21 protein-coding genes are annotated in these 22373 nt (G+C 68.0%); 6 read left to right on the top strand and 15 right to left on the bottom strand.

Going from position 1 to position 22373, the window contains the following annotated elements:
- Positions 1 to 45: 45 nt before the first annotated feature.
- Both VYJ16_RS06975 and radA read right to left on the bottom strand, forming a co-directional pair.
- A complete protein-coding gene (locus VYJ16_RS06975; protein ID WP_336349565.1) occupies positions 46 to 444 on the bottom strand; it encodes a hypothetical protein in 399 nt (132 codons plus the stop codon).
- Positions 445 to 671: 227 nt separating this feature from the next.
- Positions 672 to 1703 (bottom strand): DNA repair and recombination protein RadA, encoded by a 1032-nt coding sequence (radA, locus tag VYJ16_RS06970; protein ID WP_336349564.1) that lies wholly within the window; start codon positions 1701 to 1703, stop codon positions 672 to 674.
- Positions 1704 to 2105: 402 nt separating this feature from the next.
- Here radA and VYJ16_RS06965 point away from each other — a divergent pair, with 402 nt between their 5' ends.
- The gene (locus VYJ16_RS06965) at positions 2106 to 3527 is read left to right on the top strand and encodes a serine hydrolase domain-containing protein (protein ID WP_336349563.1); all 1422 of its coding nucleotides are present in this window, start codon (positions 2106 to 2108) and stop codon (positions 3525 to 3527) included.
- 52 nt (positions 3528 to 3579) lie between these two features.
- Here the strand turns inward: VYJ16_RS06965 and pspAB are convergent, their stop codons facing one another.
- Positions 3580 to 4206, bottom strand: a complete 627-nt coding sequence (gene pspAB, locus VYJ16_RS06960) for a PspA-associated protein PspAB (protein ID WP_336349562.1) — start codon at positions 4204 to 4206, stop codon at positions 3580 to 3582.
- Between the two features lie 1113 nt (positions 4207 to 5319).
- Here pspAB and VYJ16_RS06955 point away from each other — a divergent pair.
- Positions 5320 to 6174, top strand: coding sequence for a DUF8054 domain-containing protein (locus VYJ16_RS06955; RefSeq protein WP_336349561.1), 855 nt, complete (start codon positions 5320 to 5322; stop codon positions 6172 to 6174).
- Between the two features lie 142 nt (positions 6175 to 6316).
- Here VYJ16_RS06955 and VYJ16_RS06950 read toward each other — a convergent pair whose 3' ends face one another.
- A complete protein-coding gene (locus VYJ16_RS06950; RefSeq protein ID WP_336349560.1) occupies positions 6317 to 6757 on the bottom strand; it encodes a YybH family protein in 441 nt (146 codons plus the stop codon).
- Between the two features lie 423 nt (positions 6758 to 7180).
- Between VYJ16_RS06950 and VYJ16_RS06945 the strand changes: the two genes are divergently transcribed.
- Together VYJ16_RS06945 and VYJ16_RS06940 are read left to right on the top strand one after the other, a co-directional pair.
- Entirely contained in the window at positions 7181 to 8344 is a 1164-nt protein-coding gene (locus tag VYJ16_RS06945; RefSeq protein ID WP_336349559.1) for an acyl-CoA dehydrogenase family protein, read from the top strand.
- 531 nt (positions 8345 to 8875) lie between these two features.
- Positions 8876 to 9862, top strand: a complete 987-nt coding sequence (locus tag VYJ16_RS06940; RefSeq protein ID WP_336349558.1) for a phosphotransferase family protein — start codon at positions 8876 to 8878, stop codon at positions 9860 to 9862.
- Positions 9863 to 9882: 20 nt separating this feature from the next.
- On the opposite strand, the gene VYJ16_RS06935 is transcribed toward VYJ16_RS06940, so the two are convergent.
- A complete protein-coding gene (locus VYJ16_RS06935; RefSeq protein ID WP_336349557.1) occupies positions 9883 to 10254 on the bottom strand; it encodes a thiol-disulfide oxidoreductase DCC family protein in 372 nt (123 codons plus the stop codon).
- Between the two features lie 207 nt (positions 10255 to 10461).
- Between VYJ16_RS06935 and VYJ16_RS06930 the strand changes: the two genes are divergently transcribed.
- Positions 10462 to 11205, top strand: a complete 744-nt coding sequence (locus VYJ16_RS06930) for a DNA polymerase sliding clamp (protein ID WP_336349556.1) — start codon at positions 10462 to 10464, stop codon at positions 11203 to 11205.
- Between the two features lie 61 nt (positions 11206 to 11266).
- Here the strand turns inward: VYJ16_RS06930 and VYJ16_RS06925 are convergent, their stop codons facing one another.
- A complete protein-coding gene (locus VYJ16_RS06925) occupies positions 11267 to 11695 on the bottom strand; it encodes a hypothetical protein (RefSeq protein WP_336349555.1) in 429 nt (142 codons plus the stop codon).
- A gap of 94 nt (positions 11696 to 11789) precedes the next feature.
- Here VYJ16_RS06925 and VYJ16_RS06920 point away from each other — a divergent pair, with 94 nt between their 5' ends.
- On the top strand, positions 11790 to 11996 hold the full coding sequence (locus tag VYJ16_RS06920) for a hypothetical protein (protein ID WP_336349554.1): 207 nt from the start codon (positions 11790 to 11792) through the stop codon (positions 11994 to 11996).
- A gap of 406 nt (positions 11997 to 12402) precedes the next feature.
- Here VYJ16_RS06920 and VYJ16_RS06915 read toward each other — a convergent pair whose 3' ends face one another.
- From VYJ16_RS06915 to VYJ16_RS06875, 9 genes are all read right to left on the bottom strand, one after another.
- Complete coding sequence (locus tag VYJ16_RS06915; protein WP_336349553.1) at positions 12403 to 13008, bottom strand: DUF7474 family protein; 606 nt, start codon at positions 13006 to 13008, stop codon at positions 12403 to 12405.
- Between the two features lie 82 nt (positions 13009 to 13090).
- Complete coding sequence (locus tag VYJ16_RS06910; protein ID WP_336349552.1) at positions 13091 to 14485, bottom strand: MFS transporter; 1395 nt, start codon at positions 14483 to 14485, stop codon at positions 13091 to 13093.
- A 63-nt stretch (positions 14486 to 14548) separates the two neighbouring features.
- A complete protein-coding gene (locus VYJ16_RS06905; RefSeq protein WP_336349551.1) occupies positions 14549 to 15694 on the bottom strand; it encodes a 3-oxoacyl-[acyl-carrier-protein] synthase III C-terminal domain-containing protein in 1146 nt (381 codons plus the stop codon).
- On the bottom strand, positions 15687 to 16898 hold the full coding sequence (locus VYJ16_RS06900) for a branched-chain amino acid ABC transporter permease (protein WP_336349676.1): 1212 nt from the start codon (positions 16896 to 16898) through the stop codon (positions 15687 to 15689). The genes VYJ16_RS06905 and VYJ16_RS06900 overlap by 8 nt, the downstream gene beginning before the upstream one ends.
- Positions 16899 to 17277: 379 nt before the next feature.
- Positions 17278 to 18303: a branched-chain amino acid ABC transporter permease gene (locus tag VYJ16_RS06895; RefSeq protein ID WP_379762022.1), complete on the bottom strand. Its 1026-nt coding sequence runs from the start codon at positions 18301 to 18303 to the stop codon at positions 17278 to 17280.
- A gap of 124 nt (positions 18304 to 18427) precedes the next feature.
- Entirely contained in the window at positions 18428 to 19108 is a 681-nt protein-coding gene (locus tag VYJ16_RS06890; protein WP_336349674.1) for an ABC transporter ATP-binding protein, read from the bottom strand.
- A 74-nt stretch (positions 19109 to 19182) separates the two neighbouring features.
- Entirely contained in the window at positions 19183 to 20046 is an 864-nt protein-coding gene (locus tag VYJ16_RS06885; protein ID WP_336349550.1) for an ABC transporter ATP-binding protein, read from the bottom strand.
- A 3-nt stretch (positions 20047 to 20049) separates the two neighbouring features.
- The gene (locus tag VYJ16_RS06880) at positions 20050 to 21441 is read right to left on the bottom strand and encodes an ABC transporter substrate-binding protein (protein ID WP_336349549.1); all 1392 of its coding nucleotides are present in this window, start codon (positions 21439 to 21441) and stop codon (positions 20050 to 20052) included.
- Positions 21442 to 21565: 124 nt separating this feature from the next.
- Positions 21566 to 22270, bottom strand: a complete 705-nt coding sequence (locus VYJ16_RS06875; protein ID WP_336349548.1) for a helix-turn-helix domain-containing protein — start codon at positions 22268 to 22270, stop codon at positions 21566 to 21568.
- Between the last annotated feature and the right edge of the window lie 103 nt (positions 22271 to 22373).

Raw genomic sequence — 22373 nt, 5'->3', positions numbered from 1 at the left:
GTTGGAGTGTTCGCGTGCCTGTCCTGAGCGTGCGTCGTCGCGTCTTCAGACGAAGATGACCTGCTTGTCCTCGGCCTTCCCGAGGAAGCCGGAGACGCCGAGTTCGCCGTCGAAGACGTCGACGTAGTCCTCGAGTTCGCGCCCCCACATCTCCATGGCCATCGTGCAGGCGTACACGGAGAGCGGGCCGATTTCCTTCGCTTGCGCGAACTGCTCGGTGAACAGCGGGACGTCGGTGTCCTCGTGCGTGAGCATCGCTTCGCCGAGCGGCCCCATGTCGAAGTCGTGGGTCTCGACGACCTCGCGCTCGAACGCGCGCAGGCCGTTCATCGTGACGAACACGTCCACGGGGACGTCCGACGCCGCGGCGACGGAGCTGATGATGCTCGACGCGGTGATCTTCTCGAAGTCCTCGGTCGCGATGACGATTGCGTAGCCAGTCATGATTCGGTCACACCTGAAGATGCGCGACCCGACGGGTTAGTCTTGTAGAGTAATTCCAAGACTATGAGAATCAAGCGACACAGGTGCCATGCCAGACACCAACAGAGAACCACGCCACGCCACTCACCCCCACCACCTCAGCCCGGGCGCTACGGGCGATAAAGTATGCACTACTCGTACACGACCGGTCGAGGAAAAGAACGCGTTCGGTCAGCCCGTCGCGGCGGTCACTCGGGCTTCAGGCCGTCGTTCGTCACGCGCATCACGGACTCGCCGTCCGCGAGGTTCGGCGCGTCCACGAGCCGCACGATGCGCTTGTCGTTCTTGGACTTCCGGAGGTACATCCGGAACGTCGACTTGTGCCCGAGGATGTTCCCACCGATCGGCTGCGTCGGGTCGCCGAAGAACGAGTCCGGGTTCGACGCGACCTGGTTCGTCACGAGCACCGCGCAGTTGAACAGGTTCCCGACGCGGTCGAGGTCGTGCAGGTGCTTGTTCAGCTTCTGCTGGCGTTCCGCGAGCTCGCCACGACCGACGTACTCCGCGCGGAAGTGCGCCGTCAGCGAGTCGACGTTCAGCAAGCGCACGGGCCACTCCGAATCCTCGTGCTCGTCCGCGAGCTCCTGGGCCTTCTCCGCGAGGAGCATCTGGTGGTTCGAGTTGAACGCCTTCGCGACGTGGATCTTGTCGAGGACGTCCTCGAGGAGCTCGTCCATCGCCTCCTCGTCGTCCGGACTGCCCTCGATGCCGCGGTCGTCCATCGTCGCCTGGATGAGCTCGTCGTCCAGCCCACGCACCATGTCGTCGATGCGCTCCGGGCGGAACGTGTCCTCGCTGTCGATGAAGATGACGCTGCCGCGGAGCCCGCCGTGCTCCTTGGGGAGCTGGACGTTCACCGAGAGCTGGTGCGTGACCTGGGACTTCCCGGCACCGAACTCGCCGTACACTTCGGTGATGGACTGGGTCTCGACGCCGCCGCCGAGCATGTCGTCGACCTCGTCGATGAACCAGGAGAGCTTCCCGATCTCGTTCCGTCGCTCCAGGACCTGCGAGCCCGTCTCGAACCCGCCGATGTCCGCCATCTCGCGAGCGGCCTGTACGATGTCCGACGCCGTGGACTCGCCAACGTCCGCCTGGTTCGAGAGTTCACCGCTCGCCGCGACCGCGATGCCCTGGAAGGACGTGTAACCGGCGTCGCGGAGCTTGTCTGCTGTAGCGGGACCCACACCCGGGAGTTCTTCGAGGTTGACGTCTGCCATACACGCTACTGGCGCGGCAAGGGGTATAAAGCCTCGTTAACAGGAGAGTGAAAGTGAAATCGCGGGCGCGGAACCGGGCGCTCGGCAGGTCGTCGCGAGGATTCAAACGGGAAGAACACATTCGCCGGCTCGCGCGGTCGGCCGCTTCGAACCGCGATCCCGGCCGCGGAGCGACTGCGGAGAGCAGTGACCGCGACGGTGTCGAGTCCCGCAGCGACTGCGAACGTGATCGACGCAGCGCACGAGTCGTCAGCCGGCGGGATGTATCCCGCTCCATCCGAACTCAACGTGAATGAGCCGGGGCAGGCGCTCGGGTAGCCGACTGGTGGGAAGCGAAGCTGGTGCCGCCAGTCAGCGAGGGGGTTTATTGTTCGCTGGGGAGGATACTACGCAGATCATTTCATGGGTGCCAGGACCGACGGACTCCCGCCGGAGATGCGCCGCGAGGTCGAATCGTTCCTCGACGACCAGCGCGTGACCCACGACATTCCTGGATTGAGCGTCGCCGTCCTAGATCGCGACGACCTCCTTTTGACGCGCGGAATGGGTGCGCGAGATGTCGAGTCACGAGCGCCGGCGACCCCCGACACCCTCTACAGTATCGCGTCGGTGACGAAGCCGTTCACCGCCGTCGCCATCATGCAACTCGTCGACCGCGGCGACCTCGCGCTCGACGACGAGATCCGCGAGTACGTGGACTTCTGGAACGACGTTCCCGGCGACCCGATCACCGTGCACGACCTGCTCTCGCACTCCTCCGGGATGCCCGATGACTACGCCGGCACGAGACAGCTCCTGTTCAACGATGCACTCCCGACGAGTCCTCTAGTGACGCGAGCGGATGAGATCCGCCACGCCAACAGCGCGGCTGATCGTCGTATCACCGATCACGACCGATTGATGTACAGCAACCGGGGCTACGGAATCCTGGGGGAGATCCTCGAGACGGTGAGCGACCAGACGCATACAGAATACGTCGAGTCGAACATCTTCGAGCCGCTGGGGATGGATCGGTCACAGGTCGGGTACGGCGAGATATCTGAGACGGCGGAGGATTCGATCACCGGCTACACCATCGAGGACGGCGAGCCCGTTGCTACCGACCACGACCTGCAGGCCGAGATGCGTCCCCCGTTCGCAGCCGGCGGCATCCTCAGTTCGGTGACGGAGGTCGCCACACTCGTCCGGTGTCTCCTGAACGACGGCGAGCTCGATGGGGAGCGTCTGCTCGACGCCGACCTCGTAGCGGCGATGGCAAGCGGCCAGGCACCGGAAGTGGAGCGCCTCGGCGGCCAGCGAGCCGGGTACGGCTACGGTCTGCGCGTCAGTGACTTCCTCGGTGAGCGGTACGTCGACCACAGCGGGAGCGCACCCGGCGTCTCCCGCGCCTACGTGGGGTATCTCCCCCAACGAGGGATCGGCGTGACGCTCGCGGTGAACACGACCGGCGTGCCCATCTACGCGTTCGGCAAGGGCGTGCTCGCCATCGTCGCCGGCGAAGTACCCGAGTCGGTCGTTCCCTACCTCTCGCTGCAGGCGAAGATTGACGCAGTCACGGGCGTCTACGACGGCTATCGCGGCAGTCCGACGATGACCGTTCGCCCCGGGAACGGCGGCCACGTCGTCCTCTCGTACCGGGACGTCCCCGACTGGGATCTCCCGGCATTCCCCGCGTCGATCGGGCACGACGACTACACGTTCCACGTGATCCGCGAGAACGGCGTGCGAGAGCCGGTCAGGTTCAGGCGAACCGAGTCGGGGATGGAGCTACTGTTCAACACCGACCGACTGGATAGGATCGCCACGGAAGCGCCCAAGGAGTGAGCACGGCGCCGTCGATACCGAGAGCTGGTCGAGGGATGCAGTGGGGTCGCGGCTACTCCCAGGGGTGCTGGCCGGCGCTGCGCGGCCAGTAGGGGTACCAGTACTCCTTCTCGGGTTCCAGGTCGAGTTCGGTGCCGAACTTGCTCTCGAGCTTGAACTCGACGCCGCTGTCGCGCTCGCTCGTCCCCTTCGGGACGAACGGATAGTACGCGCCGCGGCGGAACGAGTACACCCAGTACGCGTGCGTCGGCTCGGTACCGTCCCCGTTCACGTTCTCGAACGCGAACAGCGCGGCGAGGAGACGCGAGCCGTAGTCGCGCTCGACGAGCGTGTCCGCGGCGAAGTGCACGCTCGTCACGAGGTCCTCGGGGTCGCTGTCGTCGTGGAGGACGACCCAGTTGTAGCCGTGCGAATCCTCGTGGAAGTCCGCCTCCGTGCCGGTCTCCTCGCCGCCGGCGTCGAGGATCGCCTTCACCTCGTCGACGGTGTCCGAGAAGTCGGTGCTGTCGACGTCCGCGAAGCAGAGCGCGGCGTCCCCCGTGGACTCCCACCCGAGTTCCGCGCCCATCGTGATGTACGCCGTGCTCATCCCGAAGAGGTCCTCGGGGTCAGCGTCGCGCGACGCGTCCGCCTCGGCGCGCGACCCCAGTACCGCCCGGATCGAATCCAGCAAGCCCATTGCGTACACGTCGGTGGCGCTGGGTCTTTGTCCTGACGGACCACCCGCTCGGCCGACCGCGCCAGCAACCGCGACCTCGGCGTCGCGACCGCCACCCGGCGTTCTTTAAGTCATTCTGGTCGCAATGGGTCGTAGTGAGGAGGTTGACGCCGGCCGGCGGCGTCGCACGCGCTTCTACGGCGTCCAATCGGGCAGCGACGCGTAGATGGGTCGGATTCAGACGGCGGCCGTCGTCATGTTCGACGCACCAGTCAACGCGTATCGTGCGAACCACCGGCACGGTTCTTTAAGTCATTCTGGTCGCAATGGGTCATAGTGAGGAAGTTGGCGCCGCGTCCCGCGGCGCCGAACGCGTTTCTCCGAAGTCCGATCGAACAGCGACGGCTCGCACTCCGCCACCGCTCCCAACCGTGGCCAGGGACGTCGTCGATGCACCGACCAACACGTATCGTGCGAACCACCGGCACGGTTCTTTAAGTCATTCTGGTCGCAATGGGTCATAGTGAGGAGGTTGACGCCGGTCGACGGCGTCGCACGAGTTCTCGCGTATTCCACTGTTCGAGTACGCACTGTGGCGTCTCCGGTACCGAGTGCACGGCGTTCTTCGAGCGATTCTCGCCCCGAGCGCGAGTAGTGAGGGAATCGACGTCCACGCACGACGTCACTGACCACGAGAGTCGATGGCGACCAGGTCGCTGTATCGCTGCTCACTCCACGTATCTTCTGCTGAGGCTAGGCAGACAGGAGGCCACGAACCAGAAGAGAACGACGAGCAGCGCTTCTACAGCGAGCCCGTACTTGGGTTGGCCAATCGTCAATCGGTACCCGACCCAGGCGAGCGCACAGAACACGGAACCTTCTAGCACGCGTCGCGCTGGAGGTTGGGATTCGAAGCGGTCAATCAGCCGTCTCATGGCGTGCCTGCTGTTCCCGATTCGGCTTTCGGGCACGTATCATTGCAGGATCGTGTCGCCTTCAGTACCCAAGTGGTTTGTCATTCCCTCGAGTCGGACCGGCGTTCCGATGACGTGGTGGCGGTGAGGGGGTCGCGATGCGGACCGACCTGGCAGGGAAGCGTTGTCTTTTCATACTCGAGTCGCGTTACCGATAGTAATGGCAACGAGTGCGTTAGAGTCGCTCAAGCGACCAGAGTACACGGGCGAGAACCGATGCATACCGTGCACAGTCGTCAACAGCGTGCTCGCGGTCGCGTTCGCGGGCGCTGTCGCCGCGGGAACCATCGTCGCCGACGCGTCCACCACCGTCGCCGCCGGCGCCGCCGTCGGGTTCCTCGCGCTCGCCGCCGCGAGCATCTGGCTCCGCGGCTACCTCGTCCCCGGCACGCCCGAGTTGACGAAGCAGTACATGCCCGAGTGGATGCTCGCGTGGTTCGGGAAAGCCCCCGACGACGCGAGCGGCCTCGACGGCGGTAGCGACGCGGTCGACCCGAGCGACGTCGACGTCGACCCCGAGCGCGTCCTCATGGACGCCGGCGCCGTCGAACCCTGCGAGGACGTCGACGACCTCTGCCTCAGCGCCGACTTCGCCGACGCCTGGCAGACCGAGATGGACGCCATCGACGACATCGCCGTCGACGACGCCCTCGCCACGTTCGGGTTCGACGACGACGACTACGAACTCAGCCGGCACGACGACGCCGTCCTCCTCAACCGCGGCCCGCACCGCATCGGCCAGTGGCCGAGCGAAGCCGCACTCGTCGCGGACGTCGCCGGCGCCCGCGCACTCGCCGACCGCCACCCCGAATGGAGCGACATGTCCGCCGTCGCCAAAGGCCGCGTCCTCAACGGCCTCCGCGTGTTCCTCGAGACGTGCCCGGACGGCTCCCGTGCCGAATTCCGCGAGGACACCGTCGAATCCTGCTGCTCTAGCTACGACGTCGTCACCGTCGAGTGCTCGGGGAGCGGCGAACGCCTGTTCGAACAGCGAGTCGACGACATCCCCGCCTGAGTCCTCCCAGCCAGTCGTCGCCGGCCGACGCAGCGCACTCGCTCCGTGGAATCGTTCGTCGATCGAAAAACTGCGTCCTGCCGACCGCGGCGCCCGTACTCGAACGTGAAATCGGGCGGTCGTCTCGTGCGTCGTCGATAGTTCAGGCGCCCATGTTCGCCACCATCTCGGCGAACTCGGCGTCGAGGTCGGCGTGATGGTGGACGATCTTCCACTCGCCGTCCTCCTTCCGGTAGACGTTCGTCGCCCGCGTCTCCAGAGAGACCGGTTCGCCCGCGAACGTCATCGACGCCGACTCGGTGCAGAGTTCGTACGCACCGTCGCCGACGACGCAAATGCGCTGGTCCCCCCGAGTGATCGTGCCGTCAGTGCTCGCCGATGCGACACCCGTCCAGGACTCGTTGACGGCCGCCCAGCCCTCCTCTCGCCCACCGATCGGGTGCATCGTCGTCACGTCGTCCGCATGCGACCAGATGTCCGCCATAGAGCTCGCATCCCCGTTCGCCATCGCCTCCAGTGCCCCGTAGAACCGGTCGGATGCCGCTCTGACGTCGTCTTCAGCCGCTACGCGCTTTGTGGACATTAAATACCTCACTCCTAGAACGGCCGCTGAGTATATATACAAATACTCAACTATCGCACATAGTCAGAATCGCAGACGTATCGCCAATTTACGCCACGAATATCAGAGATGGATACTATCCACTTCGTCCCGGTACGGATACACGTCACCGGATAACCATGCGGACGAGTCCACCCGAAACAGCGGCCGTGAGGGCGCCGTATGCCCGTGCGGGCGAGTCTACCCGAAACGGCGGCCTGACGGCCGCCGTATGCTCGTGCGGGCGGTTCCAGCGGAAGCCGCGGCCTCGCGGCCGCCGTATGCTCGTGCGACAAATCAACCCGAAACGGCGGCCTGACGGCCGCCGTATGCTCGTGCGACCGGTACCGGCAACGATTGCGCGAGATTAGGAGCGTTTTTCACGCGGTAGTTCGCAGGTTTCGTATGCTCGATTACGTCGGACTGGAGGCTGACCTCGGCGAGGAGGAACGCCTCATCCGCGACACGGCACGGGACTTCGTCGAGGACAAGGTGCGCCCCGACATCGCCGACCACTGGCAGGACGCGACGTTCCCGATGGAGATCATCGAGGAGATGGGCGAACTCGGGTTCTACGCGCCGAACCTCGACGGGTACGACCTCCCGAACGTCAGCGAGAAGGCGTACGGGCTCCTCATGCAGGAGCTCGAAGCGTGCGACTCCGGGATTCGGTCGATGGCGAGCGTGCAGGGCGCGCTCGTCATGTACCCGATTCACGCGTTCGGGAGCGACGCCCAGAAGGACGAGTGGCTCCCGAAGCTCGGGCACGGCGAAGCCGTCGGGTGCTTCGGGCTCACCGAACCGAATCACGGCTCGAACCCGAGCGCGATGGAGACCCACGCCGAAGCGGACGGCGACGGCTACGTCCTGAACGGGTCGAAGACGTGGATCACGAACTCCCCCATCAGCGACGTCGCCGTCGTGTGGGCGAAGGACCGCTCCGAGGACGACGATCCCGTTCGCGGGTTCCTCGTGGAGACGGACAAGGCGGGCGTGACGACGAACAAGATCGACGACAAGCTCTCGCTGCGAGCCTCGATCACGGGCGAGATCGCGCTCGACGACGTGCACGTCGACGCGGACGACGTCCTCCCGCACGTCCGCGGGATGAAGGGCCCGCTGTCGTGTCTCACGCAAGCGCGCTACGGTATCGCGTGGGGCGCGGTCGGTGCGGCACAGGATTGCTTCGAGACCGCGCTCCAGTACGCGACGGACCGCGAGCAGTTCGGGAAGCCCATCGGTGGGTTCCAGCTCCAGCAGCGCAAGCTCGCGGAGATGGCGACCCAGATCACGAACGCGCAACTGCTCGCGCACCGCCTCGCGGACCTCAAGGCGCGCGGCGACCTCCGCCCGCAGCACGTGTCGATGGCGAAGCGGAACAACGTCCGGATGGCGCGCGAGACCGCGAAGACGGCCCGGGAGATGCTCGGCGGGAACGGCATCACGGGCGACTACTCGCCGATGCGGCACATGGCGAACATCGAGACCGTGTACACGTACGAAGGCACGCACGACATCCATACGTTGATTCTCGGGGAGGATCTCACCGGAATCGCGGCGTTCGAGTGACGCCGCAGGCGGCACGAGGACACTGCGATTCCGGTGAGAAAAGACCGGGGATCCCAGCGTTCGAGTAGCGCCGTAGGCGCTGCGAGAACATCTGGGATTCACGTCAGCAACAGGGATTGCGGCGTTCGAGTGACGCCGCAGGCGGCACGAGGACACTGCGATTCCGGTGAGAAAAGACTGGGATTCCAGCGTTCGAGTAGCGCCGCAGGCGCTGCGAGAACATCTGGGATTCACGTCAGCAACAGGGATTGCGGCGTTCGAGTGACGCCGCAGGCGGCACGAGGACACTGCGATTGCGGTGAGAAAAGACCAGGATTCCCGCGTTCGAGTACCGTCGGGGACAGGGGAACGGTCATCCGGTGAGGAAACGTTTATTCGCGTCCGGGTGAAAGAGTGGGAAGTCGCGTCGACTTGCCATCTTTCGCGACTTTCTGCGTGCGTGGTTCGTGGTGAGCGACGGCGTTCGCACCAGTTGTATGTGGTATGTTGGCCCGGAACGCACTTGGGTCGTGGGGGCGTCGATTGCTAGTGATGAATGGGGACGTCGAACGGGTGCTCGCGTCGGCGTTCCCGGAGCGTCAGGTTGCGTCGACGACGGCGGCGACGGGGTCGGATAGCGAGGGGAACGAGACGGTTCGCGTCCGGTTCGCGGACGGTGCCGTGGTGTTCCTGAAGGTCGCGGTCGACGACGGGCCGTGGGTGCGCGAGCGGTTGGCGCGTGACGCGGCAGCGCTCCGGTACGCACGCCGGCACGCGGTCGTTCGCGTCCCGGACGTGCTGGCGGTGGAGACCGCTGGCACGCCCGCGTACGTCGCGACGGCGGCGCTATCGGGGACGGCGATCGCGACCGACTGGCCGGTGGATTCGACGGTGGCGCGAGCGACCGTGTTGCGGGCCGTTGGGCGAGCACTCGCCGGCGTGCACGTCGCGGACGGCTTCGACCGGCACGCACGCATCCGCGGGTGGAGCGACGAGCGCGACGGGTTCGAGCTCGCGAGCGGGTCGTGGTCGAGCGTCCTCGAGGAGACGCTCAGTGCGCGCGTCGACGAGGGATTCCCGGAACGATTCCGGGACTGCGTCGCGGACGTCCTCGCCGCAGTGGATTCCGCCACGAGGACGCTGGACGCGGCTCCGGCGACGCTCGTCCACGACGACCCGCGTCCCGAGAACTGTCTCGTCGACTCCGGCGGTCCTGGCCTCGTCGACTGGGAGACGGCGATGGTCGGTGACCCGGCGCTGGACGTCGTGCGCGCCGAAGCGCAGTACGTCGAGCGCGCCGACGTCGAGGACGCGGACGACGACCGGTTACGGCGTGCGCTCCGCGCCGGCTACCGCGACCACGCCGGCCGGCTCCCGGACGGGTTCGCCGAACGCTACCCGCTGTATCGCGCCGTGACGTTCCTGGAGACGGTTCGGACGTTCGAGCGCTGGACGCCGAACGCACCCGAGCGCGTGGAGGACCTCGCGTCGTGGGTGCGTGGCGAACTCGCCGTACGACTCGACACCGTCGACGGGTGAGGAGACTCGCGAGCAGGCGGTCAGTCCCGCGCTGGCGGTCGCTTCGAGCGGACCTTCCCGAACCAATCCCGGTGGTCCGCGATGAACCGGTACGTCGGGTCGCGGACGTGCCGTCGCGCACCCTCGGGGAGCGACTGGAAGACGCGCGCGGCGGTGCCCTCGGCGGTGTTGAGTTGCGCCGCGACGAACTCCGCTGCTTCGCCGCACGAGTACGTGTCGTCGCCGTCGAACACGTGCATGCAGTCCTCGTAGTCGTCGGGGAGTCGAGCGCGTTCCTCGGGCGTGAGCTTCGAGAACCCGAGCAGGTGGAAGTTGCCGTGTGCGTCCGCGTACTCCGCGCTCCACGTACAGAACCCGCAGTCGTCGTCGTACACGATAGTCGGGCGAGTCATACGTGGACGTACGCGTGGCGGCCTCAAGAGCGCCACGACGCGCTCGACGTGCTCGACCGCGACGCGCCACCTTGTCGGCGTGCCCGTCCCCCCGGACGAGGCCGCGCCAACCGGGGCGTTCCGACGGGCGTCGCGAGTGCGTGGAACGCCCGCACGGAGGCCGGAAAGGGTGTCTTTTTAGGGCCCGCTTTCGTACCACGAGATAATATGTTCAAGGCCATCGTGAGCGCGGATACGCTCAAGACGACGCTCGATTCCGTGAGCGTCCTGGTGGACGAGTGCAAGATCCACCTCGAGGAGGACGGCCTCGAGATCCGCGCTGTCGACCCCGCGAACGTAGGCATGGTCGACCTGTCGCTGTCCGCGGACGCGTTCGAGTCGTACGAGGCCGACGGCGGCCTCATCGGCGTGAACCTCTCGCGGCTCGAAGACATCGCCGGTATGGCGGACGCCGGCCAGCTCGTCAGTCTCGAACTCGACGAGGAGACGCGGAAGCTCCACATCCAGATCGACGGGCTCGAGTACACGCTCACGCTCATCGACCCCGACAGCATCCGACAGGAGCCGGACATCCCGGACCTCGACCTCGCCGCCGAGGTCGTCGTCGAAGGGAAGGACATCAACCGCGCGGTGAAGGCCGCGGACATGGTCAGCGACCACATCGCGCTCGGCGTCGACGGGTCGAACGAGCAGTTCTACGTGGACGCGGAGGGCGACGCGGACGACGTCCACCTCGAGCTCGGCCGGGACGACCTCATCGACCTCTCCGCCGCCGACGCGCACTCGCTGTTCTCGCTGGATTACCTGAAGGACATGGACAAGGCCATCCCGAAGGACGCGGAGGTCACGATGGAGCTCGGCGAGGAGTTCCCCGTGAAGATGCACTTCGACATCGCCGAGGGCATGGGGCACGTGACGTTCATGCTCGCGCCGCGCATCCAGTCGAACTGACGACGGTCGGTTCGGTTCTCGCGGTTCTTCTCTCGACGACGCTGACGTCGGTAGCGCCGGCTCAGTCCTCGGCCGCCCAGGTCGCGCGTTCGGCGGCGGTGTACCCGAAGACGCCGAGGGCGAGTGAGCCGAATGCGCCGAACGCGAGGAGGCCGACGGCGAAGCCGTTGCCGGGGTCGAGTGCGTGCATCGTGGCGCCTGTCCCGACGAGGACGACGGCGCTCGCGAGGGCGGCGAGCGCGGCCCGCCCGTAGTCGTCGAACATGACGGCGGCGCCGGCGAGATACCCGGGAGCGAACGACGCGACGGTACCGACGAGGAACGCCGACATCCAGTACCCGCCTGCGGGGAACTGTATCGCGATCTGGGCGACGACGAACGGGACGACGAACGCGCTCCGCCGGACGCCGAACCGAGCGAGCGCGGCGTACGTCGGCGTGGACGGCCACTCCGGGTTCGACCACGCACGGAGGGACCGGAGGGTCGACATGGTGCCCGCTACTCGTGGTAGCGACAAGAAACCTGCACTTCGTGCTGGCGGCGCGTTCCCAACCCCTAAATCCCTCGTTCGCGTTCGTCGACATATGGACGACGCGTTGGGCAGGGCGGGCCTCCTCGCCGCGGTGGTCGGGAACACGCTCGTGCTCCACGACCCGATAGTCGACGTCCTGGGCGAGGCAGGGCTCTCCCTCGCGGGCGGCCTCCTCGTGCTCGCCGGAACCGCCACGTTCGCGCTCGGTTGGGCGCGGAACCAGCGCAAGACGGGTTCAGGGAGCGAGTCGAACGCCTGAGAGCTCGCGCGACGGTCGGCGTCAGTCCCCCGCGCCTCCCGGCTTCTCGTCCGCCTCGGGCACCGCTTCGACGCCGTCGAGCGGGCGCACTCGCTCATCGCCTGGAACGCACCGCGAGCGAAAGAGAACCCGAGCGCGTAGTAGTCGTCCCCGTGGCGGTCGGCGCGCGAGCCGCGCGCCGCGTCGAGCGGCGGCGAGCCGCGGCGGCGCGACGCGTGCGAGGGGCGACGAGTGAGCGGCGCGAACGAGGAGTCGGCTGGGGAGGGCGAGGCGCGGTGCCGTGCGGCCGCGGTGCCGTGCGGCCATCCATAGGCACCGGCGCCAGTAGCGGCGACGCGACGGTCACTGGAACCGATGGAAGTACTGGCTCACACCAGTCCCGGCAGAATCGCTCGCAGAGATCACGTCACGCGCGCCGGTCGATGACGGCCTTCGCGGCCTTCGCCTTCTCCTTCCACCCGTAGCCCTGCTCGTGGACGTGCCGCTTCGAGTCCACGAGTTCCTCCGGACTCTCCTCCTCGAACCCGCCGCGCTGCCACGTCCCCGACTCGACGAGCCAGTCGACGACCTTCTCCCTCGTCTCCTCCCACGACAGGCCGATCATCTCGTAGTACGCGACCATCGCGAACACGCTGTTGTCGTGCGCGCCCGGCACGCTCCCTTCCTCGTAGATGGTCTTCACGGGGTCGTGGGGCGGATGCGCGAGGCGTTCGCGGTACTCGTCGGGCGTGACGAGTTCGAGGACCTCGCGGCCGCTCTCGTCGGTCGTCTCGTCGACGCGTCGCGTCGCCCGGAGCTCCTGGAACGCCGCCTGATGCAACGAGTCCCAGTCGCCGTGTGCCGCCGCCCGGAGTTCGTCCTCGGCTTTCGCGCCGTCCGCGAGCGCGCCGACGATGTCCGTGTACGCCTTCTCGACGTCGAACCACGGCGTGCCCGTGAACTTGCAGTCGAAGTCGTGGAGGTCGTTCGTGCTCCGACAGCCCGGACACGGGTACTTGAAGTAGCGCGCCACGACGCACGGATAGCGGCCGCTCGCTCATGAGCGTACCGCTCCACGACCGCCGTCGCGGGCGCGAGCGACGCCGGGGAGCGCGCTACGACTCCACCGCGTCGACGCGCCGCCGTGCGACGACGACGAGCGCCGGGACGAGGAGGACGGCGCCGGCGACGAACGGCGACCAGCGCGCGCCGAACTCGTAGAGACCCGCCATCACGGGCGGGCCGACGGTGCGGCCGAGACTCCCCGCGCCCTGCGTGACGCCGAACGCGCTCCCTTGCTCGCTCGCGCTCGCGCTCGTCGACACGAGCGCGCCGAGTGCCGCCGACAGCAGGCCGTTCCCGAGCGGTATCAGCGGCAGGAGCACGATGAGTGCGACCACCGCGGGTGCGAAGCCACCGACGGCGATGTCGGCGAGCCGCCCGACGTCGGGCGTGAACGGCAGGACCGCGGCGCCGACGGTGAGGATGCCGAGGCCGGCGACCGCCATCTTCGCGTCGCCGAAGCGGCGCGACACCCGTGGCACCAGCCCACCCTGCACGACGACGCCGAGCACGCCGATGTACGTCAGGAACGCCGCGGCCTGCGGTTCCGCGAACCCGAACACGTCCGCGAGCCACGGCACGAACGCCACGGTGACGCCCGAGAACGCGACGTTCACGAGGAAGAACGCAATCACGAGTCCGCGGAGCGCGTCGCTCGCGAGCGCGTCGCGGAACTGCGAGACGAGCGTCGACGGCCGCGCCGGCGTCGTCGGCGCGGGCGCGTCCGACGGGGTCGTTTCCGATGCGTCCTCGGCGTCCGGGTCGTCCTCGCCTGTGGCCGCGTCGGGGTCGTCGTAGATGCTCGCGGGGTCGGGGAGGTACCGCCACGCGACCGCGGCGCCGCCCAGCGAGAGGACGGCGGCGGCGAAGCTCGGCATCGAGAACCGCGTCACGGGCACGACGCCGGGGAGGACGTCGCGTGCGACCGCGAGGACCTCGGGGCTGGCGAGGACGCCACCGAGTGCGGGCCCGATGATGAACCCGACGCTGAACGCCGCGCCGAGGATGCCGAGCGCGCCCGCGCGGTCCTTCGGTGGCGTGATGTCGGCGACGTACGCCTGCGCGGTCGCGATGTTCCCACCAGCGGCGCCGGCGACGATGCGCGCGAGGAACACCAGCCAGAGCGCCCCAGCGACGCCGAACACCGTCCACGCGACCGCGCCACCGACCAGCGAGATGACGATGACGGGGCGGCGGCCGTACTGGTCGCTGAGGCGGCCGAGGTACGGCGCGCTCGCGAACTGCGCGAGCGAGTACGACGCCGCCAGCAGCCCGATGAAGAGGTCGTTCGCGACGAACGACCGCACGTAGAACGGCAGGATGGGGATGACGATACCGAACCCCAGGAGGTCGAGGACGACGACGAACACCACGACCGCGAACGCGCGCCGCCGGCGCTTCGGGACGCTCGCGTCGGACGCGCTCGCCGCGGCCGCAGGCGCAGACATGACCCGAATCGACTCGCGGCGGAGAGAAGAAGGTACCGCCACCGGCACCCGAGGACTCGGCTCCTACCCGACCCACTCCAGCACGGTCGCCGCCCACGTGTACCCGGTGCCGGCGGCGAGGAAGAGCACGACGTCGCCGTCCTCGAGTCGCGGCGGGTCGGCGGCGAGGGCTTCCTCGACGGCGAGCGCCTGGTCGACGCTCTGGACGTGCCCGTACTCGTCGAGGTAGTACCCCTGCGTCTCGGGGTCGCAGCCGAGCTCACCCAACAGCAGGTCGTGGAACGACCGCTTCATGTGCGTCACCGCGACGAAGTCGAGGTCGCCGCGGTCGTACCCGCTCTTCGCGAGTGCGTCGTCGGCGACGTCGAGGTAGTTCTCGAGGCTCACGTCCGCGAGGCGCTCCTTCATGCCGTCGGGGTCGGGGACGTCGAGCGTGTGCATCGGCTCCTCAGCCGCGACGGTCTCGCGACTCGGTGGGTGCTTCGAGCCGCCGGCTGGCATCACGACGTCCATCGAGAACGAGCCGTCGGTGACGGCGGCCGATTCGCGGACGACCGCGCGAGCGCGCTCGCTCGCGGGCAGTTCCGCGCTCGCGGCCGCGGCGTCGCCACCGTCGGTCGCGACCGACTCGTCACCGCCGGTCGCCGTGGCCGCAGCGTCGCCCGCCTCGACGACGTACGCGCTCGCGCCGCTCCCGAAGTTGAACATGAAGCTCGACCGTTCGTTCTCGTAGTCGACGAGGTCCTCCTCGCGGCTCGCCGCCACCAGGAGCGCGCGGTCGACGTCGCCGGCGCGTACCTGCGCGGCGACCTGCCGGAGCGCGATGGGCGCGCCAGCGCAGAGCGTGTAGGACTCGGTCGCGTACGCCTCGGTGGCGCCGATGCGGTCCGCGACGTTCGCGGCCGCCGACCACACGACGTGGTCCTTGAACTCGCTCCCATGGTAGAGCACGAGGTCGAGACTGGCGGGGTCGATTTCGGCGTCGTCGAGCGCCTCTCTGGCGGCTTTCGCGCTCATGTCGGTCGCGTGGTCGTCGTCGCTCGGACACACGCGCTTCTCGCGCACGCCCATCTTCTCCACGACGACGTCCTCGGGCACGCCGGAGGCGTCCGCGATCTCCTCCCCGGTGACGACGATGCTCGGCACGTACGTCCCGAGGCCGGTGAGGCAGACCGCGGGCGCGTCGCCGGTCGACGCCCCGTCAGTCATCGTCGTCCTCCGCGTCCGCGCCCGAGGTCGCGCTCGCGGCCGCGTCCGCGTCGGCGCGCCCCGAGCCGGCCGCCCAGCGCTTGATGCGCGCCGCGGTCTGCCCGGCGACCGTCCCGCCCATGCGGACGCGGATGGTGCCGAGCAAGCCGTTCGGGACGTACAGCACGAACAGCACGAACACGAGCCCGACGTACAGCTCGGCGTGCCCGTTCAGGAACGTGTCGACGCCCTCGCCGACGGTGACGCCGCCGACGGTCTCGGTCGACATCGTCGCGTCCCCGAGCGTGCGTTCGAGCCACGGGAGCAGGCCGCCGCCGCTCCCGGACTTCGACAGGAACTCCTCGATACTGATGTGGAACAGCCGCCCGAAGATGGGGCCTGCGAGCGTCCCGAACCCGCCGATGACGGCGGCGAGCAGGGCGTCCCCGGCGACGAGGAAGTACAGCGAGTTCTCCGGGCTGACGGAGCGCCGGAACCCCGCGAACAGGCCGCCGGCGATAGCGCCGAAGAACGCACTCATCGCGAACGCCGCGAGCTTCACCTTGTACACGTCGTACCCGATGGCGCGAGCGCGCTCCTCGTTCTCCCGGATCGCGATCATCACGCGGCCGAACGGCGAGTGGATGATGCGCTGCATCGCCGCGTACCCCAGGACGGCGACGAGTCCGACCATGTAGTACGACACCTCGGTCCCGCCGAGGTCGACCGTGACGTCGACGAACCCGAGGAAGTCGAACCCGAGCTTCGCCATGTCCAGGCCGTACAGCACGGAGTCGCCCTGGAGCTGGCCGATCTGGAGGTTCAGCGCGTCCACGAACGGCACCCCGATCTCGAACCCCTCCGGGTGGTCGAGGACCGCGACGCCGTCCCGCGGGTTCTCGCCGACGAAGTCCCAGGACGCGAACAGCACGTACAGGATCTGACTGAACCCGAGCGTGATCATCGCGAAGTACACGCCCGACAGCCGGAACGACACGAGCCCGAGGAGTACCGCGAGCACCGCGGCAGCTATCGCCATGACGAGTATCGTCACCATGAACGGCGTCTGACTCCCCAGCAGCGGGATCTTGCCGTTCGCGACGAGGATGACGCCGTACGCGCCGACGCCGTAGAACGCCGCGTGCCCGAACGACAGGTACCCCGTATAGCCGGAGATGAAGTCGAAGCTCGCGGCGAACAGCCCGAAGTAGAAGATGGCGACCATCGTCTCCACTCGGGGGAGGACGGCGACGAACGTCTCCGCCCAGTACTCGGGTGCCGCCGAGAGGACGGGGACGACGTTGAACGTCGCGGGGTTCGTGAAGAACGCGTGCACGAACGGGTAGAGCGCGAGGACGGCGAGGACGACGGCGTGCGCGGTCGTCGACCGCGCGTACCGCGCGAACGCCGAGTCGCCACCGAGGACGTTCGCGAGCGTCCCGCCGAGCAGGCCGTGACTCGTGCGCGGCCGGCGCTCGGACGCGCTGGCCGCGTCGTCGCCCGGCGCGTCCGCTGGTGGCGTCTCGCCGCCGTCCGTGGACGCGGTCGCGTTCGCGTCCTCGGCGACACCGTCGCGGTCGTCGTCGGCGCCGGAGGCAGGCGGGCTAATGGCCGCCCACCTCCTGGACGCCGTAGAGGCCGCGTGGTTTCACGATGAGGACGCCGACGAGGATGGCGAACACGACGACCTCGGGCAGCCACGACATGGTGACGAGGACGTTCTGGAACCACCACGTCATCGTTGCGTCCGCGAGCCCGACGACGAGCGCCGCGACGACGGTTCCCTTGAACGTGCCGAGGCCGCCGACGATGACGACGACGAACGCCGGCAGCAGGGCTTCCGCGCCGACGGTGACGCTCGCGCCCCAGCCGGGGTCCCACATGAGGAGCGCGCCCGCGACGCCCGTGAGGCCGGCGCCGATACCGAACACGACCGTGAACACGCGGCGGACGTCGACGCCGAGCGCTTCCGCCATCTCGGCGTCCTCGCTGCCCGCGCGGATGAACAGCCCGTACCGCGTGCGGGTGAGGAACAGCCAGACCGCGCCGATGACGACCACGCCGAGGAAGATCTCGAAGAGGTCCATGCCCTCCACCGTGAGCCCGAAGTACTCGTGGTTCTCGCGGAACCAGTCCGGGCGCGTCCCGAGGGCCTCCTGCCACGCGCTCCGGGGCTGGAGGCCGTAGAAGTCCACGACCATCCGGACGACCTCGTCGATGACGAGCGTCAACCCGAACGTCAGCAGGATCTGGTAGAGCGGCGGCCGGTCGTAGAGCGGCCGGATGAGCTTCGTCTCGATGACGCCGCCGAGCGCCGCGACCGCCGCGAACGCGACGACGACCGCGACGAAGAACAGCGCCACGCGCGTCACGATACCGTCGCCGGTGGAGACGATGAGCACCATCGCCAGGCCCGCGACGTACGCGCCGACGATCGTGAACGACCCGTGCGCGAAGTTCAGGACGCCCATGAGCCCGAAGATGAGCGTCAGGCCGACCGCGATGAGCGCGAACACCGCCGCCTTCGCGATGCCGTCGACGAGCACGCCCGCGAGGTTCGACGGCGACAGGAACTCCAGGAAGTCGCCGACGATAGCGCCGACGGGCAGTCCGCCGACCGCGTCGAACAGGGCCGCGAGGAGGACGGACGCGACGTCGAAGGTCACGCCGACCACCTCCGACCCGCCGCTGTGCGACCCGTCGACCGCACCGGTACCGGCGTCCTGGCGGACGCCGGACGCTCGTGCGAGCAGGTCACGCTAGGTACCTCCGTATCCGTTCGTCGTCGGCGGTCACGCCTTCCGTACTACCGCTCTCGACGACGCGGCCGTTGTCGACGAGGTAGAAGCGGTCCGCGAGGTCCATCGCGAGCGGGAAGTTCTGCTCGACGAGCAGGAGCGACGCCTCGTCGCTCACGCGCTCTAAGGCCTCGGCGACCGTCTGCACGATCTGCGGCGCGAGGCCCTCGCTCGGTTCGTCCACGAGCAGGAGGTCGTTCTCGCCGACGAGCCCGCGCGCGATGGCGACCATCTGCTGCTGGCCGCCCGACAGGTCGCCCGCCTTCCGGTTCTCGTGCTCGCGGAGCTCCGGGAACGTCTCGAGCGCGCTCTCGAGCTTCTCGTCGACGCGGCTGGCGTCCTTCACCGCGACGCCGATGTTCTCCGCGACCGTCAGCTCCTCGAACATCCGGCGGTCCTCGGGAATCCACCCGACGCCGCGATGCGCGAGCTCGTGGGTCGGCTCGCCCGTGACGTCCTCGCCGCGGAGCCTGACCACGCCCTCGCGCGGCGGCGTCAACTGGAGCGCCGCGCGTAGCGTCGTCGTCTTCCCGACGCCGTTCCGCCCGATGAGCGCGACCGTCTCCCCGCGGTCGACCCGCAGCGACACGCCTTCGAGGACGTGGCTCTCGCCGTAGTACGCGTGGACGTCCTCCATCTCGAGGAGCGGCGCGTCGACGCTCTCGGCCACGCCTCCGGCTGTCGCATCGGTCGCAGGTTGCTCGTCCGCGCTCATGCGACACCTCCGTCGGTCGCCGCGGTATCGCCGTCGCCGTCGCCGGCGCCGTCGCCCGCGTCGTCCGGTCGACTATCACCAGCAGTCGGGTCGTCGTCGCTCCCGTACCCGCCGAGGTACGCCTCGCGAACGCGCTCGTCCGCCCGGACCGCCTCCGGTTCGCCGTCGGCGATGAGCGCGCCGCGATGCAGGACCGTGATGCGGTCCGCGAGGTCCATCACGACGTCCATGTTGTGCTCGACGAGCAGGACCGCGTGGTCCTGCGCGACGTCCCGGATGAGGTCGACGACCTCGTCCACGCTCTCGCTGGACACGCCCGCCGCGGGCTCGTCCAGCAGGAGGAGGTCGGGGTCGCCCGCGAGCGCGATGGCGAGTTCGAGGTGGCGTTTCTCGCCGTGACTCAACGCCTGCGCGGGTCGGTCCGCGAGGTCGCCGAGTCCGACGCGCTCGAGGATGCGCGTCGTCTCCGCGTGGTAGTCCTCGAAGCTGTCCGCGTGCCGCCAGAACCGATGCGTGTCCGATCCGTGCGCTTGCGCCGCCACACGCACGTTCTCCCGGACGGTACTCGTCGGGAAGATGTTCGTCACCTGGTACGACCGGTGGATGCCCGCCTGCGCGGTCTCGTGCGTGTCGAAGTCCGTGACGTCCACCCACTCGCCGTCGTCGCGGAACTCGACCGTTCCCGCGGACGGCGACAGCGACCCCGTCAGGAGGTTGAAGAACGTCGTCTTCCCCGCGCCGTTCGGGCCGATGAGCGCGACCGTCTCGCCAGTCGACACCGAGTAATCGACGTCGTCGACCGCGGTCACGCCACCGAAGTGCTTCTCGAGTCCCTGCGTCCGCAGTAGTTCCGTCCCCATGGCCTACAGCGAGCAATCCATGCCGCCACGCGGGATCGTCGTCTGGTCCTTGTCGACGCGCGACACCGGGTCGCTCGGCTGGATGCTCGCCCCCCAGAGGTCCGACCACTCGTCGGTGGTCGGCACCGGATACGCGACCGTCATCTCCGAGCGCGCCTGATTGTTGTACTCCTGGAAGACGTACCCGTCCTCGCCCTTCGGCGTGTCCGTCACCGTCATCCCCGTCATCGCGTCCACGAGGTCGACGCCGTCCGTCGACCCGGACGCGTGCACGGCCTGATGGAACGACGACGCCGCCGTGAACGTCCCCGACGTGAACAGGTCCGGGACCTTCCCGTACGCCGACGTGTACATGTCGACGAACGACGAGTTGATGTCGTTGTCGTACTGGTTCCAGTGGTACCGCGTCGTGAACGGCCCGATCTCGGCGTCACGCATGCCCTGCGCGGTGAAGTCGTCGCCGAGCAGGTTCTCCAGCAGTCCACCCAGCACCGAGTTCGTGATCTCCGTCGCGAACCCGCCGAAGACGCGGACGTCGTAGTTCGCCGCCGCCGTCAGGAAGTTCGGGAGCGTCGCGACCGTGAACCCGCCGACGACGCCCTGCGCGTCCGCCTCCACGGCCTGCTGGAACAACCCGTCGAACTCGTCGTACCCCTGCGGAACGAACCGTTCGCCGACGATCTCCACGCCGTTGGTCTCGAGGACCTCCTTGTAGTTCTGGACGACCGCACGCCCGAACGAGTAGTCCGCGCCCATCAGGAACACGCGCTCGACGTCCGTCTCCTCCGCGACGTACTTCCCGCCGGAACGCGCGTCCATCGCGGTGTTCTCGTTCGCGCGGAACACCTGCGGCGAGCACGTCTTCGAACTGGACGTGATGCTCGCGGACGCCGCCGGCCCCGCCATGTAGGGGATGTCGACCTCCTGCGTGTTGATGACCGTGTCGATGATGCGGCCCGCGGCCGCCGACGACGTCCCGCCGAACAGCGCGTCGACCTCGTCGTCCTGCGCGAGGTTCGTCGCGATCGTCTGGGCCTTGTCCGCGGAGAACTCCGTGTCGCGGAACACGAGCTCCCACGTCACGTCCCCGTCCTCGATGGTCTCCGTTCCCTCGGACACGCCCGTCAGCGGGTCGGTGTCGGTCTTGTACGCGAGCCCGGAGAGGAACCCCCAGATCGCCTGCATCCCGTAGTACTGGAGGTCGCCGCTCATCGGCTGCATCACGCCGATCTTCACGGTGCCGCTCGCGGAGACGTCCGCCTGCGACGTGGTCTGACTCGTCGTCGACCCGCCACCGCCGTCGCCGCCGTCGCCGTCGGTCTCCGTCTCGGTTCCGTTCCCCGTGGTACACCCGGCGGCGCCCCCGATGCCCGCCGCGGCGATCGCTCCCAGCATCTTCCTTCGTGACACGTGTACGCGACTCATGACACTACTGGTAGATGCTCGCATCCCGCAAGAACTGCCACGTTAACGTGTTAACGTTGACCGCGGAACTCCCGTGTGTCGACCGGGCGGCCGCTCAGTCGTCGAGTTCGGAGAGCGCGTCGACGACGCGCTCGACCATCTTCCGCTCGCCCCTGCGGAGGTTCTTCGAGACCGCGGGCTTGGAGACGTCGAACTCCTCGGCGAGGTCCCCGAGGTTCGTCTGCCGCGGGCTCTCGAAGTACCCGCCGCTGGCCGCGGATTCGAGCGTCTGCCGTTCGACGTCGGAGAGCTCGCGGCAGCCGTCGACGAGCGTCATCGCCGCCGCGGCGTTCTGCACGACGTCGTTCATCTGCGGGAGCGTCACCTCGTCGCGTTCGACGACGTCGAACTCGTTGTCGCGCTCGAGTTCGCTGAGCGTGCCGTCGGCCTTCGACGCCTGGTCGAACCCGACGTGCCACGTCTCCGAGCCGTCGGCGATGTAGAACGGGCCCGTGATGTAGCCGTCGTTGTCGCGGATGGTGCCCATCGCGTCCGTCTCCGCCATCACGGTCTTGAGGTGCGCGACGCCCTCCTGTTTCGCGAGGAGGTCGACGTCGTGCATGTTCTCGTGGGACTGGAGCGCCGACAGCCCGTTGTCGAGCGCGCCGCGGTCCGGGCTCTCGACGACCATCCGGCACTCGAGTTCCTCCGCGACCGGATGGAACTCCCAGTGCGCGGCCGCGAACTCGACGTCGTGGTCGGCGGTCGTGTCGATGAACGGGCAGTCGTACTGCTCCATGTCCATCGCGAGGTCGATCATGATTCGTGTGGTACCGTTACACAAACATCGACGTGTTCGTTCATAAGCGTTTTCTTCCCGAAACACCCCTGAACCGGCAAGACACGCGCCCTTGCTTTGTATT

Source organism: Halorubellus litoreus, assembly GCF_037081675.1.
Lineage (GTDB): Archaea > Halobacteriota > Halobacteria > Halobacteriales > Natrialbaceae > Halorubellus > Halorubellus litoreus.
This window is presented reverse-complemented; position numbering and strand designations above follow the sequence as displayed.

Bases quoted from the DNA above. Each gene is read 5' to 3' on its own strand.
- VYJ16_RS06975 (WP_336349565.1), bottom strand. From the start codon at position 444: ATGACTGGCTACGCAATCGTCATCGCGACCGAGGACTTCGAGAAGATC.
- radA (WP_336349564.1), bottom strand. From the start codon at position 1,703: ATGGCAGACGTCAACCTCGAAGAACTCCCGGGTGTGGGTCCCGCTACA.
- VYJ16_RS06965 (WP_336349563.1), top strand. From the start codon at position 2,106: ATGGGTGCCAGGACCGACGGACTCCCGCCGGAGATGCGCCGCGAGGTC.
- pspAB (WP_336349562.1), bottom strand. From the start codon at position 4,206: ATGGGCTTGCTGGATTCGATCCGGGCGGTACTGGGGTCGCGCGCCGAG.
- VYJ16_RS06955 (WP_336349561.1), top strand. From the start codon at position 5,320: ATGGCAACGAGTGCGTTAGAGTCGCTCAAGCGACCAGAGTACACGGGC.
- VYJ16_RS06950 (WP_336349560.1), bottom strand. From the start codon at position 6,757: ATGTCCACAAAGCGCGTAGCGGCTGAAGACGACGTCAGAGCGGCATCC.
- VYJ16_RS06945 (WP_336349559.1), top strand. From the start codon at position 7,181: ATGCTCGATTACGTCGGACTGGAGGCTGACCTCGGCGAGGAGGAACGC.
- VYJ16_RS06940 (WP_336349558.1), top strand. From the start codon at position 8,876: ATGAATGGGGACGTCGAACGGGTGCTCGCGTCGGCGTTCCCGGAGCGT.
- VYJ16_RS06935 (WP_336349557.1), bottom strand. From the start codon at position 10,254: ATGACTCGCCCGACTATCGTGTACGACGACGACTGCGGGTTCTGTACG.
- VYJ16_RS06930 (WP_336349556.1), top strand. From the start codon at position 10,462: ATGTTCAAGGCCATCGTGAGCGCGGATACGCTCAAGACGACGCTCGAT.
- VYJ16_RS06925 (WP_336349555.1), bottom strand. From the start codon at position 11,695: ATGTCGACCCTCCGGTCCCTCCGTGCGTGGTCGAACCCGGAGTGGCCG.
- VYJ16_RS06920 (WP_336349554.1), top strand. From the start codon at position 11,790: ATGGACGACGCGTTGGGCAGGGCGGGCCTCCTCGCCGCGGTGGTCGGG.
- VYJ16_RS06910 (WP_336349552.1), bottom strand. From the start codon at position 14,485: ATGTCTGCGCCTGCGGCCGCGGCGAGCGCGTCCGACGCGAGCGTCCCG.
- VYJ16_RS06905 (WP_336349551.1), bottom strand. From the start codon at position 15,694: ATGACTGACGGGGCGTCGACCGGCGACGCGCCCGCGGTCTGCCTCACC.
- VYJ16_RS06900 (WP_336349676.1), bottom strand. From the start codon at position 16,898: ATGGTCGCCATCTTCTACTTCGGGCTGTTCGCCGCGAGCTTCGACTTC.
- VYJ16_RS06890 (WP_336349674.1), bottom strand. From the start codon at position 19,108: ATGGAGGACGTCCACGCGTACTACGGCGAGAGCCACGTCCTCGAAGGC.
- VYJ16_RS06885 (WP_336349550.1), bottom strand. From the start codon at position 20,046: ATGGGGACGGAACTACTGCGGACGCAGGGACTCGAGAAGCACTTCGGT.
- VYJ16_RS06880 (WP_336349549.1), bottom strand. From the start codon at position 21,441: ATGCTGGGAGCGATCGCCGCGGCGGGCATCGGGGGCGCCGCCGGGTGT.
- VYJ16_RS06875 (WP_336349548.1), bottom strand. From the start codon at position 22,270: ATGATCGACCTCGCGATGGACATGGAGCAGTACGACTGCCCGTTCATC.